This window comes from Pseudomonas sp. BJa3, assembly GCF_026343815.1.
Classification (GTDB): Bacteria; Pseudomonadota; Gammaproteobacteria; order Pseudomonadales; family Pseudomonadaceae; genus Aquipseudomonas; species Aquipseudomonas soli.
The window spans coordinates 130,569-145,560 of record NZ_JAOXMC010000015.1 but is presented as its reverse complement, the minus strand read 5'-3'; the positions used below and the strand labels follow the sequence as shown (position 1 = coordinate 145,560).

At 66.6% G+C, this 14,992-nt stretch carries 7 protein-coding genes and 1 pseudogene; 1 reads left to right on the top strand and 7 read right to left on the bottom strand.

Annotated features, from left to right (window positions below; all coding sequences use genetic code 11):
• The 7 genes and pseudogenes from OH705_RS19520 to OH705_RS19490 form a co-directional block, all read right to left on the bottom strand.
• Positions 1 to 1,392: a GntP family permease gene (locus OH705_RS19520; protein WP_038706178.1), complete on the bottom strand. Its 1,392-nt coding sequence runs from the start codon at positions 1,390 to 1,392 to the stop codon at positions 1 to 3.
• Between the two features lie 256 nt (positions 1,393 to 1,648).
• The gene (locus OH705_RS19515) at positions 1,649 to 3,034 is read right to left on the bottom strand and encodes a sigma-54 interaction domain-containing protein (RefSeq protein WP_267302798.1); all 1,386 of its coding nucleotides are present in this window, start codon (positions 3,032 to 3,034) and stop codon (positions 1,649 to 1,651) included.
• Between the two features lie 22 nt (positions 3,035 to 3,056).
• A pseudogene (locus tag OH705_RS19510) lies at positions 3,057 to 4,049 on the bottom strand (ABC transporter permease); the annotation flags it as partial.
• Positions 4,049 to 5,107, bottom strand: a complete 1,059-nt coding sequence (locus OH705_RS19505; protein ID WP_094009977.1) for a microcin C ABC transporter permease YejB — start codon at positions 5,105 to 5,107, stop codon at positions 4,049 to 4,051. The pseudogene OH705_RS19510 and the gene OH705_RS19505, both read right to left, overlap by 1 nt.
• Positions 5,104 to 6,945 carry an extracellular solute-binding protein gene (locus tag OH705_RS19500; protein WP_267302818.1) on the bottom strand — a complete coding sequence of 614 codons (1,842 nt, stop codon included), beginning with the start codon at positions 6,943 to 6,945 and terminating at the stop codon, positions 5,104 to 5,106. Before OH705_RS19500 ends, OH705_RS19505 begins: the two co-directional genes overlap by 4 nt.
• 81 nt (positions 6,946 to 7,026) lie before the next feature.
• Positions 7,027 to 7,308 (bottom strand): peptidylprolyl isomerase, encoded by a 282-nt coding sequence (locus tag OH705_RS19495; RefSeq protein ID WP_094009975.1) that lies wholly within the window; start codon positions 7,306 to 7,308, stop codon positions 7,027 to 7,029.
• Positions 7,309 to 7,387: 79 nt separating this feature from the next.
• Positions 7,388 to 8,449, bottom strand: a complete 1,062-nt coding sequence (locus OH705_RS19490; protein WP_267302797.1) for a 3-deoxy-7-phosphoheptulonate synthase — start codon at positions 8,447 to 8,449, stop codon at positions 7,388 to 7,390.
• 696 nt (positions 8,450 to 9,145) lie between these two features.
• Between OH705_RS19490 and mnxG the strand changes: the two genes are divergently transcribed.
• A complete protein-coding gene (gene mnxG, locus OH705_RS19485) occupies positions 9,146 to 14,992 on the top strand; it encodes a manganese-oxidizing multicopper oxidase MnxG (RefSeq protein WP_267302796.1) in 5,847 nt (1,948 codons plus the stop codon).

Below are 14,992 nucleotides of genomic sequence, written 5' to 3'. Positions count from 1 at the left end.
TCATACGATGCCGGTGGCGTAGAACGTGGCGATGACCACGAACACGGCCAGGGTCTTGATCAGGGTAATACCGAAAATGTCCTTGTAGGCTTCGCGGTGGGTCAACCCGGTGACCGCCAGCAAGGTGATCACCGCGCCGTTGTGCGGCAGGGTGTCCATGCCGCCGCTGGCCATGGCGGCGACCCGGTGCAGTACCTCCAGCGGAATGTTGGCGGCGTTGGCGGCGGCGATGAAACTGTCGCTCATGGCTGCCAGGGCGATGCTCATGCCGCCGGAGGCGGAGCCGGTAATGCCGGCAAGCAGGGTGACGGTGATGGCTTCGTTGACCAGCGGGTTGGGGATGCCGCGCAGGGCGTCGGCCAGTACCAGGAAACCAGGCAGCGAGGCGATCACGGCGCCGAAGCCGTATTCCGAGGCCGTGTTCATCGCTGCCAGCAAGGCGCCGCTCACCGCGCTCTTGGTGCCTTCGGCCAGGCGCTGGCGAATGGTGCCGAAGGCGCACACCAGCACCATCAGGATGCCCACCAGCAACGCCGCCTGCACCGCCCAGATCGCCGTGAGCTTGGCCACGTCGCTCTGCACCGGCGCGGCCATGCCCGGCAGTTGCAGGGTGTGGCTGGTGCCGTACCAATGCGGGATCCAGTGGGTGAACAGCAGGTTCATCACGCCTACCAGAAGCAGCGGCGCCAGGGCCAGCCAGGGATTGGGCAGGGCGATGTCGTCGGCGGTCTCCGGTTCGTTGCGCAGGTTGCTGCCATAACCTTCGCCCTTGCGCTGGGCCTTGTTGCGCTGGCGTTGCAGGTAGAGCATGCCGGCGCTGAACACGAACAACGTGCCGATCAGGCCCAGCCAGGGCGCGGCCCAGGCGGTAGTGTTGAAGAATGTGCTGGGGATGATGTTCTGGATCTGCGGAGTGCCGGGCAGGGCGTCCATGGTGAAGGAGAACGCGCCCAGGGCGATGGTCGCCGGGATCAGCCGCTTGGGGATGTCGCTCTGGCGGAACATCTCGGCGGCGAATGGGTATACCGCGAACACCACAACGAACAGCGACACGCCGCCGTAGGTGAGCAGGGCGCAGACCAGCACGATCACCAGCATGGCCTGGCGGGTGCCGAGCAGGCGGATGGCGGCGGCGACGATCGAGCGCGAGAAGCCCGACAGCTCGATCAGCTTGCCGAACACCGCGCCTAGCAGGAACACCGGGAAGTAGAGCTTGATGAAGCCGACCATTTTCTCCATGAACACCCCGGTGAAGGCCGGGGCCACGGCGGCGGGGTCGGTGAGCAGCACCGCGCCGAGGGCGGCGATGGGCGCGAAGAGGATCACGCTGTAGCCGCGGTATGCAGCGAGCATCAGCAGGGCCAGGGCGGCCAGGGCGATGAGCACGGTCATCCTAAGGGGATCTCCAACTGTTGTTTTTATGGTTGGAATGCAGATAGCGGAAATCGTGCCAAGTTACTAAGTCATTGAATTTATTGCGTTTTATTATTTATCTGAAGCTCAGTGTCTCTGATTTGAGAAAGTGGGGTCGCGCCGCGATCCATCGCCGGCTTCCACAGTTGATCGCGGTACGCCCCTGTGGGAGCCGGCTTGCCGGCGAAAGAGGGCGCAGCCCTGGACGGATCTCGGTAATGAGATGCGAGTCTCGTTATTGAGACTCGATTTCCAGAATCGCCATCTTCTTGTACAGCGTGGACCGTCCCAAGCCCAATGCCTGCGCCGCCTCCGGCACGTTTCCGGCGCTGCGCGCCAAGGCATCGATAATCAATCCTCGCTCGAACTGGGCGCATGCCTGGCGGTAATCCAGCGCGGGTGCGGCCAATGCCACCGGGCTCAATGGCCCCAGTGCGTTCGCCAGGTCATGCACGCCCAGTCGCGGCTGGTCCGCCAGCAGGGTCGCCCGCTCCAGCACGTTGCGCAGCTCACGGATATTCCCTGGCCAGGCATGGCGCCGCAACAACGCCTGGGCCTCGGCCTCCAGCTCGTACTGGCTGCCCAGTTCGGCGAGGATCGCCTCGCACAGCGCCGGCAGGTCCTCCAGGCGTTCGCGCAGCGGCGGCACCTGCACCGGCAGCACGTTCAGCCGGTAGTACAGGTCGGCGCGGAACGCACCCCGGGCCATGGCCGCCTGCAGGTCGATGGAGGTAGCGGCGATGATCCGCACGTCGCTGCGCAGCATCTGGTTGCTGCCCACCGGCTCGTATTCCTTTTCCTGCAGCACGCGCAACAGCTTGCTTTGCAGGGTCAGCGGCATGTCGCCGATCTCGTCGAGGAAAAGCGTGCCACCCTCGGCCAGTTGCAGCTTGCCGCTGCGCCCCTTGCGGTCGGCGCCGGTGAAGGCGCCTGGGGCGGTGCCGAAGAACTCGGCTTCGAGCAACGCTTCGGGGATCGCCGCGCTGTTGATGCTGACAAAGGCCTTGTGCGCGCGGGCCGAGGCGGCATGAATGGCGTGGGCCAGCAGTTCCTTGCCGGTGCCGGTCTCGCCCAGCAACAGTACCGGCGAGTCGCTGCCGGCCCCACGCCGGGCGCGGCGCTTGGCCTCGAGGCAGGCGGGGCTGCTGCCGACGAACTGGGCGAAGCTGTAGCGGGCCTGGCGCGCGCGCAGCTGCGAGCGGGTCGAGGCCAGCTCCTGCTGCATGCTGGCGTAGCGCTTGAGCAGCGGCGACAGGCTGCGCAGCTCGTCGAACAGGGCGAAGCCGATGGCGCCGATCAGCGCGCCCTGGTCGTTGTGGATCGGCAGGCGCATCACCACCAGCGGTTCGTTCGGCGTGTCGAGCATGTCCAGCAGGATCGGCTTGCCGTTGCTCACCACCTCGCGCATCAGGCTACCGGGGATCACCGTCTCGCACGGTTTGCCGATGGCGCTGGCGGCGTCCTCAAGGCCGAAGCGGCGGGCATAGCGCTCGTTCATCCAGACGATGCGCGCCTGGCGGTCGACGATCACCGTGCCTTCGCTGGACTGCTCGATGATCTCGAACAGCGAGCGTATGGCCAGTTGGCGAACCTGGGGGTAGTCCTTGAGGTTGTCGTGCATGCATTGGCCTTGTGTTGGACGTGAAGGCCTCATCGCCGATGAATACCAGCAACGACAGGATCAGCGCCAGGGCAAAGAATGCGGTGAAGCCTAGCCACGGCGCCTCGAGGTGCTGCTTGCCCTGGGTCACCAGCTCGCCCAGCGAGGCGCTGCCGGCGGGCATGCCGAAGCCGAGGAAGTCCAGCGCGGTCAGGGTGGTGATCGCCCCGGTGAGCATGAACGGCACGTAGGTCAGGGTCGCGTTGAGGGCGTTGGGCAGGATATGCCGCAGCATCACCTGGGTATCGGAAAGCCCCAGTGCGCGAGCGGCCTTGACGTATTCCAGGTTGCGCCCACGCAGGAACTCGGCGCGTACCACATCCACCAGGGTCAGCCAGGAGAACAGCGCCATGATCCCCAGCAACCACCAGAAATCCGGCTCGACGAACCCCGACAGGATGATCAGCAGGTACAGCACCGGCAACCCCGACCACACCTCCAGCAGGCGCTGGCCGAGCAGGTCGACCCAGCCGCCGTGGTAGCCCTGCAGGGCGCCGGCCGTGACGCCGATCAGCACGCTGAGCAGGGTCAGGGCGAAAGCGAACAGCAGCGAGACCCGCGTGCCGTACAGCACCCGCGCCAGCACGACGCGGCCCTGGTCGTCGGTACCCAGCCAGTTGCTCGTGCTGGGCGGGCTGGGGGTGGGCACCTGCAGGTCGTAGTTGGGCGTGTCGGCGCTGAACGGGATCGGCGCGAAGAGCATCCAGCCGCCCTGGCCCTCGATCAGCTGACGCACGTATTGGCTGCGGTAGTCGGGCTGGAACGGCAGTTGCCCGCCGAACTGCTGCTCGGTGTAGCGCTTGAGCGCCGGGGTGTACAGCTCGCCCTGGTAGCCGAGCAGCAAGGGCTTGTCATTGGCCACCAGCTCCGCCCCCAGGCTCAGCAGCAACAGCCCGGCGAACAGCGACAGCGAGATCCAGCCGCGGCGGTTGTCGCGAAAGCGGCGCAGCCGGCGCCGGGCGATGGGCGAGAACATCAGTGGCCCCTCGCGTCGAAGTCGATGCGCGGGTCGAGCACCGTGTAGCACAGGTCGCCCAGCAGGCGGATCAACAGCCCGGCCAGGGTAAAGATGAACAGGGTGCCAAACACCACCGGGTAGTCCCGCGACACCGCTGCCTCGTAGCTCATACGCCCGAGGCCATCGAGGGAGAAGATCACCTCGATCAGCAGGGAGCCCGCGAAGAACACCGTGATCAGCGCCTGGGGTAGCCCAGCCACCACCAGCAACATGGCGTTGCGCAGCACATGGCCGTATAACACGCGCCGTTCGCTCAGGCCCTTGGCCCGGGCGGTGACCACGTACTGGCGCGCGATCTCGTCGAGGAAGGCGTTCTTGGTCAGCAGGGTCAGGGTAGCGAAGCCGCCGATCACCAGGGCGCCGACCGGCAGCACCAGGTGCCAGAAGTAGTCGGCGACCTTGCCCAGCAGGCTGAGCTGGTCGAAATCGTCGGAGACCAGGCCGCGCACCGGGAACCAGTTGAGTGAGGTACCGCCAGCGAACAGCACGATCAGCAGCAGGGCGAACAGGAACGATGGCAAGGCGTAGCCGATCACGATCAGCGCGCTGCTCCAGGCATCGAAGCGGCTGCCATGGCGTACCGCCTTGCGGATGCCCAGCGGGATCGACACCAGGTAGGTGATCAGCGTGGCCCAGAAGCCCAGCGACAGGGTCACCGGCAGTTTCTGCACGATCAGGTCGGTGACTTTGGCGCCGCGGAAGAAACTCTGCCCGAAGTCCAATCGGGCGTACTGTCCGAGCATCAGCCACAGGCGTTCGGGCGCGGACTTGTCGAAGCCGTACTGGCGCTTGATCTCCTCGATCAGCTTGGGGTCCAGGCCACGGGTGGCGCGGGACCCGCCTTGCACCGCCTCGACCCGTGCACCAGGCGCGCCGCCGCCGATACCCTGCAGGCGCGCCACGGCCTGTTCCACCGGCCCGCCGGGCGCGGCCTGGACGATGGCGAAGTTCACCAGCAGGATCGCCAGCAGGGTGGGAATGATCAGCAGCAGGCGGCGCAGGATGTAGGTGGTCATGGCCCTTTCCCCAGGCGCTCGGCCATCTGTTGGGTGGTCAGTGCCCGTGGGCTGACTTCCCACCAGGTGTCCAGGCCTTCGTCATAGGCCGCCTGCACCTTGGGCAGGCCGAAGCGGTTCCACCACACCGTCGAGCTGCCAGGCGGGTAGTAGTTGGGGATCCAGTAGTAGCTCCATTGCAGCACCCGGTCCAGGGCGCGGGCGTGACGCAGCATGTCAGCCTGGCTGTTGGCGCGCACCAGACCGTCGAGCAGGCGGTCCACCGCCGGGTCCTTGAGCACCATCAGATTGTTCGAGCCGGGGTCGTTGGCCGCTGCGGAACCGAAGTAGTTGTACTGCTCGCTGCCCGGCGACAGGGTCACCGGGTAGCCGGTGACGATCATGTCATAGTCGCGGGCCATCACGCGGTTGACGTACTGGGCGGCGTCGACGTTGCGGATGTTCAGCTCGACGCCGATCTGCGCCAGGTTGCGCTTCCACGGCAGCAGCAGGCGCTCCAGGCCCGACTGGCCATTGAGGAAGGTGAAGCTCAGCGGCTGGCCCTGGGCGTTGACCAGTCGATCGCCCTGGGGATGCCAGCCGGCTTCCTGCAGCAAGGCCAGCGCCTGCAACTGCTGCTGGCGGATGATGCCGGAGCCGTCGGTGACTGGCGCATTGAACACCTGGCTGAACACTTCGTCCGGCACCTGGCCGCGCAGCGGCTCGAGCAGCTTGAGTTCCTCTGCGTCGGGCAGGGCGCGGGCGGCCAGCGGCGTGTTGGCGTACAGGCTCTGTTGGCGGATGTACATGTTGCGCATCATCTGCCGGTTGCTCCACTCGAAATCCCAGAGCATGGCCAGGGCCTGGCGCACGCGGCGGTCCTTGAACTGCGGCTGGTCCAGGTTGAACACGAAGCCCTGGGCGATCTGCGGCTTGGCCGGGCCCAGGTGGGCACGGCGCAGGCGCCCGTCATCCAGGGCCGCGCCGTTGTAGCCGAGGGTGTAGGCGGTGGCGGAGTACTCGCGGTTGTAGTCGTAGCCACCGCCCTTGAGTACCTGGCGGGCCACTTCGGTGTCGCCGAAGAATTCGACGCTAATGCGGGCGAAGTTGTACAGCCCGCGTGCGACCGGCAGGTCCCGCGCCCACCAGTTCGCATCGCGCTCGAAGGTGATGCTGCGGCCGTTGTCGATCCTGCCGATGCGATAGGGGCCGCTGCCAACGGGTTTGTCGAAGCCGCCGCCGTTGGCGAAGTCGCGCTGGCGCCAGTCATGCTCGGGCAGCACCGGCAGGCCGGCCAGCTCCAGCGGCAGGGTGCGGCCATGGGGCTGCTTGAAGTCGAAGCGCACCTGGCGCGGGCCTTCGACGGTGACCCCGGCGACGTCGGCAAACTGGGTGCGGAACTTGAGGCTGCCCTGGCTCATCAGCAGGTCGTAGCTGAAGCGCACATCCTCGGCGCGCACCGGATTGCCGTCGGCGAAAGTGGCGCGCGGGTCGAGGTAGAAGCGCAACCAGGCGTCGTCGGGGCCGCGCTCCAGGCGCTGGGCGATCAGGCCGTAGACGGTGTAGGGCTCGTCGAGCGAGCGTATGGCCAGCGGCGCATATAACCAGCCGTCGACCTGGCTGACGCCGATGCCCTTGTCGATATAGGGCAGGATATGGTCGAACTGGCCGATCTCGATGGCCGAGCGGCGCAGGCTGCCGCCCTTGGGGGCGCCAGGGTTGACGTAGTCGAAGTGGTGGAAGTTCGCGGGATAGCGGGGGGCTTCACCGTAGACGGTGAGGGCGTGGGTGGGGGCGGCCTGTAGTGAAAACGGCAGGATCAGGCACACGCAACTTGCAACCACACAGCGCATGATCATGTCGAAACGGCTTTTGTGGGAGCGGGGCAAGCCCGCTCCCACAACGTTCGCTCCTACAGGAACGAGCACGGCAATGCCGGATCAGTCCTGGCGGCTGGTCACTTCCAGCAGGTGGTAGCCGAACTGAGTCTTCACCGGGCCCTGGACGACGTTCAGCGGCGCGCTGAAGACCACGGTATCGAACTCGCGAACCATCTGGCCCGGGCCGAACGAGCCCAGGTCGCCGCCCTGGCGGCTGGATGGGCAGGTAGAGTTGGCCTTGGCGACTTCGGCGAAGTCGGCGCCAGCTTCGATCTGCGCTTTGAGTTCGTTGCACTTGTCTTCGCTGGCAACCAGGATGTGGCGGGCGGTGGCTCGGGCCATGGGTACTGCTCCTTAGGTTCGAAAAGGCAAGCCTAGCGCACTTGCTCGTGCCCTGTCTCGCCAGGCTTGCCGCAGAGACTCACAGGCGCGCGGCGGCGTCGCGCAGCAGTGCTTGCGTTGCGTCCCAGCCCAGGCAGCCGTCGGTGATCGACACGCCGTACTTCAGCGCGCCTTTGCCGAGAGTCTGGCAGCCGTCGAACAGGTGGCCCTCGAGCATCACCCCGAGCAGCGAGCGGTCACCGCCCAGGCGCTGGGCCAGCACGTCCTCGAACACCGCCGGCTGGCGCGCCGGATCCTTGCCGCTGTTGGCGTGGCTGCAGTCGACCATGATGCGTGGCGCCAGACCTGCCTTGGACAGACCCTGACGCGCCAGGGCGACGCTCTGGGCGTCGTAGTTCGGGCCCTTGTGCCCGCCGCGCAGCACCAGGTGGGTGTCGGGGTTGCCCAGGGTCTCGATGATCGCCGGGTGGCCCTGCGTGTCCATGCCGAAGTGACGATGCGGGTGGGCGGCGCTGCGCATGGCGTCGCAGGCGATGCCGATACCGCCGTCGGTGCCGTTCTTGAAGCCGACCGGCAGCTCCAGGCCACTGACCATCTCGCGGTGAATCTGCGACTCGGTGGTGCGCGCGCCGATGGCGGCCCAGCCCAGCAGGTCGTCGAAGTAGCCGGCAGCCATCGGCTGCAGCAGCTCGGTGGCGATCGGCAGGCCGCGCTCGAGCATGCCCAGCATCAGGCCGCGGGACAGGGCGATGCCGGCGTGCATGTCATCGCTGCCGTCGAGGTGCGGATCGTAGGCCAGGCCTTTCCAGCCCACGGTGGTGCGCGGTTTTTCCACGTAGGCGCGCATCACCAGCAGCAGCTTGTCGTCGACCTCGCGGCTGAGCGCGGCCAGGCGGTCGGCGTACTCGAGGGCAGAGCGCGGATCATGGATCGAGCAGGGGCCGACCACCACCAGCAGGCGTTCGTCGCGGCCTTCGAGAATGGCGCGGATCGCCTGGCGCTGGGCATGGACTTGCTGGGTGAGTTCGCTGGACAGCGGCATCTGCTGCTTGAGCAGGTGCGGGCTGGGCAGGCGCTGGCTGACGGTGGTGTTGGCTGCGTGCGGCTGGGTCAGGGGCAGGGCGAGATTCGAGGCTTGCATGGCGTTTTATCCCTGGGCGGACGGCGGGTTCTGGCCCGCGCGGTCGGCCCTATAGAGGTGTTCGACTGATCGTCAAATGGGGTGTCTGTGCGGCATTGCCACCGGAAATCGACCGAACGGAGGCGGCAGGCTGGCCCGAACGGAACTGGCTAAATCGCCATGCATAGGTGCGGTAGTAGGTGGTGTGGTTCATGACGCTGTCCTCAAGGTAATCGGTATGTTTCGTGGGCCCGGAAAAGCAAAACCCCCGGTCGGGGAGCCGACCGGGGGTTTGAGTATTCTCATGTTCGGCGGCCCCTCGAAGGTGGGCGCCGGATGGGTAATCGGCGCCTAGTGGCTAAACCAATACCCAAAATAAAAGCTGGCAACGGCGTTACGACCGGCAACGGCCAGCACGCGGTGCGCGGAGCGACCGGTGTGGTTGGCGTGGTTGCGGGTTTGTTTCGACATGTTGCTCTCCAGTGATTGGACCGAGCTTACTGCACCTTTGCGGGGGTGTTCAATCACTAAATGCTATCGAGGCGATTGACCCGGCTTCAGCCCTTCAGCCTGCGCTCCAATGCGGCCCCCAATTAAGGGGGAAAATGCCCAGTTCATCCTTCTCCATCTCGCAAATATCTGATTAACAACGACTAAATTCATGGCATAAGCCTTGCTCACCTCCCCGCAGTATCCCTGTGTCCCCGGAGGTGCCCCATGTCGACCCTTCGCAAAGGCCTGGTCCTGTCCACCTTGCTGCTGGCCTTGCTGGGCTGGCAGGTCTCCAGCGAGGCCGCCGTGCAGTGCCAGCGCACGCTGGTGGCCAACGTGGTGGCGCTGGATCAGCCACTGATGTTCAACCGCCTCGGCGCGCAGAACGCCAACGGCATGATGTTCGCCCTGCGCCAGGACGTGGTGGACGAGCACCGTGTGCCCCTGAGCAAGGGCGGTGCGGCGGTGCCGGGCAAGGTCACCCTGCGCCCGGACAAGCGCCCGCGGCCGATCGTGCTGCGGGTGGCGGCTGGGGACTGCCTGACAGTCAACTTGAGCAACCTGCTGGCCTACCAGGCCAACCCCAACAAGCACGGCATCGATCACGACGAGAACGAAGTCGAAGGCGAGGAAGAAGAGGGCGCCGAGGTCGAGAACGAGGGCAACGAGCACTTCGTCGCCGACGAGCAGGTTACCGATCGCCATGTGGGTTTCCAGGTCAATGGCCTGCAGGCGGTCAACAGCATCGGCGACATCGCCGCCAACACCGGGCGCAACGGCAACTTCCTGGTCGCCCCGGGCGGCACCCGCAGCTACACCCTGTACGCGGAGCGCGAAGGCGCCTTCGCCGTTACCAGCCAAGGCGCGACCTTCGGCGGGCAGGGCGGCGGCGGCAACGTCGCCAATGGCCTGTTCGGCCAGGTGGTGGTGGTGCCCAAAGCCGGGCGCACCTACCGCAACACCCTGACCGAGGAAGAAATGCGCCTGGCCACCACCGGCCGCACGGCCACCGGTCAGCCAGTGATCGACTATCAGGCACGCTACCCCAACGTCGAGCCGTGGATCGCCGAGGGCAAGGCCGGCAAACCGATCATTGCCATGGTCGACGGCAACGAGATCCAGAGCAGCGAGACCGACGCCATCGTCATGGGCCCCAACCCCGACGGCAGCTTCCCTGCCAGCACCTATCCGCTGGAAAGCGTCGGCAAGCGCAACCCGGCGCTGCCCAATCGCCTGGAAGCGTTCCGCGACTTCGCCTCGCAGTTCGCCGACGAGGTCGCCGCCACCCAGGCCTTCCCCGCCTACTGGGCCGACCCGGTCATGGGCCACGTGCTGGAGCCGACCCGCGACTCGTTCATGATCAACTACGGCTCCGGCGGCATGGGCGCCGAGGTGGTGGCCAACCGTCTCGGCGTGGGGCCGATGCACGACTGCCTGTCGTGCGCCTACGAGGAATTCTTCCTCAGTGCCCACACTGTCGGTGATATCGGCACCCTGGTGGATATCCCGGCCAACGTCGGGCTGGAGAACATCCGTCCGGGCGAAACGCCGCCGGCCAGCGCCACCGGGGTCAAGGCGACCATGGCCCTGTACCCGGCGGAACCGGCCAACGTGCACCACAGCTACATCGGTGACTTCACCAAGTTCCGCAACACCCACAATGGCCACGAGCAGCACATCTTCCACCTGCACGGGCACCAGTGGCTGTTCAACCCCAACGATGACAACTCCGACTATATCGACGCCCAAGGCATCGGCCCGGGCGTGGGCTACACATACGAAATCGCCAACGGCGGCTCCGGCAACCGCAACCGGGTCGCGGGCGACGCCATCTACCATTGCCATTTCTATCCGCACTTCGCCCAGGGCATGTGGGCCATGTGGCGGGTACATGATGTGTTCGAGCCGGGCACGCGCCTGGCGGTCAGCGGCGAGGGCGAGAACGGCTTCCACACCACGCCGTTCGCCCTGCGCAATGGCAAGCCGGCCCCGGGTGCCCGGGCGCTGCCCGACGGCGAGATCATCGCCGGCACGCCGATCCCGGCCATCGTGCCGTTGCCGGGCAAGGCCATGGCGCCGATGCCGGGCAAGGTCACGGTGGTGCCCAAGCTGGCCGAAACCCTGGTCGCCGAACATGACGATGAAGAAGAGGAGGAGGGCGACGATCACCCCGACGAGCCCGCCACGCCGCGTGCGGTTGGCTCCCTCGCGCTGGTCGATCGCAGCGAGACCAATCGCAACGCCGACGGCAGCCTGAAAAACCCCGGCTACCCGTTCTGGATCGGCGGCATGGAAAGCAGCGTCGGCCAGCGTCCGCCGACTCCGCCGCTGGACATGCTCGACCCGGCCCTGGCCCGGCAGCTCAAGGACAGCGGCAAGGCACTGTGGGCCAACCTCGATCCCAACCAGGTCGACGGTTGGGACGGTGGCCTTGGCCGGCACACCCTCGACGGCGTATCTGCCGGTGGCGACGCCGTGACCACCACCACCAAGCTGGACTTCTCTAAGGTGGTGCACAAGGCCAAGCCGATCTACCTGCCCGAAGAGGGCACCGAGGTCGAACAGGCGGCCATGCAGTTCCACGCCAAGGCCGAGCACCAAAGCTTTGCCCTGATCCCCGGCGGCGCGCCGGTGGCCAAGGCCTTCCGCACCAACGGCGCCTTGCCGACGGCGGGCGCGCCGTACTATGAGCCGTGCATGGACGACCGTGGCAAGCGCCTGACCCAGTCTTCGGGCGTCGGCGAGTTCTTCAGCGGCGAAAACCTCACCGGCATGAGTTTCCGCGGTTCGTCCACCTTCACCGCCGACCGGCCGCGTATGTACAAGGCGGCCAATATCCAGTTCGACGCGGTGTACAACAAGGTCGGCTACCACTTCCCGCAGGCGCGCATCCTCGCCCTGTGGGAAGACGCCTGGCCGGTGATCACCAAGCAGCGCCCGCCAGAGCCTTTGGTGATGCGCATGAACACCTTCGACTGCACCCAGTACGTGCACACCAACCTGATCCCGTCGTTCTACGAGATGGATGACTACCAGGTACGCACCCCGACCGACGTGATCGGCCAGCATATCCACCTGCCCAAGTGGGACCTGACCGCCGCCGACGGCTCGGCCAACGGCTGGAACTACGAAGACGGCATCCTCTCGCCCGGCAGCGTGGTCGAGCGCGTGCACGCCATTCGCAGCTTCAACAACTGCACCGAAGGCGATAGCCGCGACGGCACCGCCGCCTGCCCGAAAGCCAAGCAGCATCCGTACTTCGGACGCTTCGGCCGGGCCGACTGGCTCGGCGCGCGCAGCGCGATGCAACGCTGGTTCGCCGACCCCCTGGTAAACGTGCACAACGTCGACCGTGGCCTGGGTACCATCTTCACCCATGACCACCTCGGCCCATCGACCCACCAGCAGCTCGGGCTGTACGCCACCGTGCTGGCCGAGCCCGCAGGCTCTACCTGGTACCACGCCGAGACCGGCGAACAGCTGTACAACCCGGCGACCCGCCAGGATGGCGGCCCGACCTCGTGGCAGGCGGTGATCCAGACCGCCGATCACGACGGCGATGGCAAGAACGACAGCTACCGCGAGTTCTTCCTGGAGTACAGCGACTTCCAGCATGCCTATGAAGCCGGCGTGTATGTCGGCGCCGGCCCCAACGGCGTGCCGGACGGCCAGGCCTATCCGGCCACCGCCGACAGCTTCCGCTACGCCATCAACCCGCCCGTGCGGCAAAAGGCCTCGACGCTGCTCGAGTCGGTGGTCGAATCCCGTGGCGGGCTGAGCCCGGGCTGCCCGACCCGGCCATGCCCGCAGGCGATCTCGGTGGATGACCCCGGCATGTTCGTCGTCAACTACCGCAACGAACCGCTGGCCCTGCGCGTGTTCGACCCGAACAAGGTCGGCCCGGACGGCAAGCGTGGCATGCAGGCCGACGGCCTCGGCGGCGACCTGGCCTACGCCATGCAGAGCCGCACCGACCGCGCCATCCCGGCGATGAACCTGGCGCCTTCGGCGATCACCCAGGCCACCGGCCCCACCGGCGGCACCACGCTGTTCCCGCCGCACGTCAACAAGGGCAGCGAGCCGGGTGACCCGTTCACTCCGCTGCTGCGCACCTATTCCGGTGACAACGTCCGCCTGCGCATGCATGCCGGCGGCCATGAGGAGGAACACAACGTCACCCTGCACGGCGTGAAGTGGCTGCAGAACGGCTCAGGCTTCGGCAACAGCTCCAACTCGGGGTGGAAGTCGTCGCAGATGGTGGGCATCTCCGAGCAGCTCGGGTTCATGGCGCCGGTGTCGATGATTTCCAGCTCCGCCGCCACCAACGGCGACTACCTGTACTCGCTAGATGCGGCGCTGGAAGGCTACTGGAACGGCATCTGGGGCATCATGCGCAACTACACCGCGCAACGCGCCGACCTGTTCGCCCTGCCGAACAATCCGCAGCCGGTGGCCATGCGCAACACCGTCAATTTCGACGGCATCTGTCCGAAGACCACGGCCAACGCCAATGGCATCGGCACGCGGCCGACGGTCAAGCGCAGCTACGAGATCGTCGCGGCCCTGGCCAACGACATTCTCGAGAACCGCCACGGGGTCAGCATCAATGACCCGGCCGGCATCGGCCAGCACGTCGGTGGCGCGCTCAAGGCCAATGGCGGCACTCTGGTGTTCAACAGCCGCAAGGTCGATATCCCCATGGCCACGGTCACCGACGAGGAGGATGGCGCGACCTTCACCGTGGGCGGACACAGCTCGCCGCTGCACGATCCGACCGCGGTGCTCTACGTGCGCAAGGCCGACCTCGACGCGAGCACTGGCAAGCTCAAGGCCGGCGTGCCGGTCGAGCCGCTGGTGCTGCGCGCCAATGCTGGCGACTGCATCAGCATCACCCTGGAGAACCGCCTGCCGCTGATGATGCCCGACCTGCCCAGCAGCGCGGTGATGCAGAACGTGGTCAAGCGCGACCGCGCCGGCGGCGATGGCTCCACGGCGTTCAACAACAACCTGATGCGCCCGTCCAGCCACGTCGGCCTGCATACGCAGCTGCTGGCCTACGACATCACCAAGTCGGACGGCGTCAACGTCGGCCTCAACCCGGTGCAGACCGTGCCGCCGCGCAACGGCAGCAGCGGCGCCTACCCGAACCGGGTGTACCAGTACTACGCCGGGCATCTGGAGCGGGAAGGCAAGCCGGTACTGCAACTGGGCCGCACGGTGGACAACATCAACACCACGGCCATCGAGTTCGGCGGCCTCAACCTGACCCCGGCGGATGTCATCAAGCAGCCGCAGAAAGGCCTGGTGGGCGCCATGAGCGTGCTGCCGCAAAGCGCGACATGGACCGAGGACACCGCCAGCCGCGCCCAGGCCACGGTGAAGGTCAGCGGCCAGCCCGACTACCGCGACTTCGTCACCGTGTGGCAGCGCTCGCTGAACATGCGCTGGGCTGATGGCCGGCCGGTGGAGGGCATCGCCACCGAGGGCAACGGCGTGCCCGGCGATCCGAAGGACAACGGCAACATGGCGATGAACTACAAGACCGAACCGCTGTGGCTGCGCTTCGGCCTGGCGCCGGACGCGCCGTTCGGCCATGCCGATGGCTTCGGCTTCGCCGATGTGCCCAATGCCCACATGGCCTACAGCAATGCTCTGGTCGGCGGCGATCCGCAGACCCCGGTGCTCTGGGCCAAGCCCGGCCAGCCGGCGCGCAGCCACGTACTGATGCCCAGCGGTGGCAGCCGCGGCATCACCTATCAGCTCGATGGGCACCTGTGGCCGCTGCACAACTACCAGGCCGAGAAGAGCGATGTGCAGGGCTACCCCATGGGCCTGCCGGGCATCGGCTCGGTGCGCTTCGGCTACAACCCGATGGCAATGTACGTGGGTGCACAGGAAAGCGTGCTGCCGGCGGCCCACTTCAGCTTCATGCTGCCCAGCGCGGGTGGTGCCAACGCGGTGCCCGGGGATTACCTGTTCCGCGACTATGCGGCATATGGCAACACATCCGGGCTGTGGGGGATCCTGCGGGTGACCAACGAGCAACCGCCGGCGGTGGCGCCTGCGCAGTAA

Coding starts and splice junctions, on each gene's coding strand:
- OH705_RS19520 (WP_038706178.1), bottom strand. CDS start 1,392: ATGACCGTGCTCATCGCCCTGGCCGCCCTGGCCCTGCTGATGCTCGCT.
- OH705_RS19515 (WP_267302798.1), bottom strand. CDS start 3,034: ATGCACGACAACCTCAAGGACTACCCCCAGGTTCGCCAACTGGCCATA.
- OH705_RS19505 (WP_094009977.1), bottom strand. CDS start 5,107: ATGACCACCTACATCCTGCGCCGCCTGCTGCTGATCATTCCCACCCTG.
- OH705_RS19500 (WP_267302818.1), bottom strand. CDS start 6,945: ATGATCATGCGCTGTGTGGTTGCAAGTTGCGTGTGCCTGATCCTGCCG.
- OH705_RS19495 (WP_094009975.1), bottom strand. CDS start 7,308: ATGGCCCGAGCCACCGCCCGCCACATCCTGGTTGCCAGCGAAGACAAG.
- OH705_RS19490 (WP_267302797.1), bottom strand. CDS start 8,449: ATGCAAGCCTCGAATCTCGCCCTGCCCCTGACCCAGCCGCACGCAGCC.
- mnxG (WP_267302796.1), top strand. CDS start 9,146: ATGTCGACCCTTCGCAAAGGCCTGGTCCTGTCCACCTTGCTGCTGGCC.